Raw genomic sequence first — 1395 nt, forward strand, 5'->3', positions numbered from 1 at the left:
GTGTCGGTGTCGGTGTCGGCGGGGGCGGTGAAGGGTTTGATGTCGTTGGTGAACTCGGTCTCGATCCAGCGGGTGTGGACCGTGAACGGGTCGCTGGAGCCGGTCAGCTCGGGTGCGAAGGCCGGGTCGCGTACGACCTTGCGGTGGAAGGGGATGGCGGTGGCCATGCCCTCGATGTGGAACTCGTCCAGTGCGCGGGCGGCGCGCTGGAGGGCTTCGGCGCGGGTGCGGCCGGTGACGATGAGTTTGGCGAGCAGGGAGTCCCAGGCGGGGCCGATCACGCTGCCGGCTTCGACGCCGGCGTCGAGGCGGACGCCGGGGCCGGTGGGGGCGTCGAAGCGGGTGACGGTGCCGGGGGCGGGCAGGAAGCCGCGGCCGGGGTCCTCGCCGTTGATGCGGAACTCGAAGGAGTGGCCGCGCAGGGCGGGGTCGTCGTAGCCGAGGGGTTCGCCGTCGGCGATGCGGAACATCTCGCGGACGAGGTCGATGCCGGCGACTTCTTCGGTGACGGGGTGTTCGACCTGGAGGCGGGTGTTGACTTCCAGGAAGGAGATGGTGCCGTCCTGGCCGACGAGGAACTCGCAGGTGCCGGCGCCTTCGTAGCCGGCTTCCTTGAGGATGGCCTTGGAGGCGCGGTAGAGCTCGGCGGTCTGGGTCTCGTTCAGGAACGGGGCGGGGGCTTCCTCGACGAGTTTTTGGTGGCGGCGCTGCAGGGAGCAGTCGCGGGTGGAGACGACGACGACGTTGCCGTGTTTGTCGGCCAGGCACTGGGTCTCGACGTGGCGGGGGCGGTCGAGGTAGCGCTCGACGAAGCATTCGCCGCGGCCGAAGGCGGCGACGGCCTCGCGGACGGCGGAGTCGTACAGCTCGGGGACTTCTTCGAGGGTGCGGGCGACCTTGAGGCCGCGTCCGCCGCCGCCGAAGGCGGCCTTGATGGCGATGGGCAGGCCGTGTTCCTTCGCGAAGGCCACGACCTCGTCGGCGCCGGAGACGGGGTCGGACGTGCCGGCGACCAGGGGTGCGCCGGCGCGCTGGGCGATGTGGCGGGCGGCGACCTTGTCGCCGAGGTCGCGGATGGCGTGGGGCGGGGGGCCGATCCAGATGAGGTCGGCGTCCAGGACGGCCTGGGCGAACTCGGCGTTCTCCGAGAGGAAGCCGTAGCCGGGGTGGACGGCGTCCGCGCCGGCTTCCTTGGCTGCCTTGAGGACCTTGTCGATGTCCAGGTAGCTGGTGGCCGGGGTGTCACCGCCCAGGGCGAACGCCTCGTCAGCGGCGCGGACATGCAGAGCGTCCCGGTCCGGGTCCGCGTAGACGGCCACGCTCGCGATCCCGGCGTCCCGGCAGGCCCGGGCCACGCGGACAGCGATTTCGCCACGGTTGGCGATGAGCACCTTG

Annotated in this window: 1 protein-coding gene; it reads right to left on the reverse strand. The window is 71.5% G+C overall.

Features of this window, described 5'->3' with window-relative positions; all coding sequences use genetic code 11:
* On the reverse strand, nucleotides 1-1395 hold a 1395-nt coding region (locus tag ACFC02_RS05025; RefSeq protein ID WP_376352307.1), incomplete at both ends, for an acetyl/propionyl/methylcrotonyl-CoA carboxylase subunit alpha.

It is taken from the genome of Streptomyces sp. NPDC056160 (assembly GCF_042268205.1).
Lineage (GTDB): Bacteria > Actinomycetota > Actinomycetes > Streptomycetales > Streptomycetaceae > Streptomyces.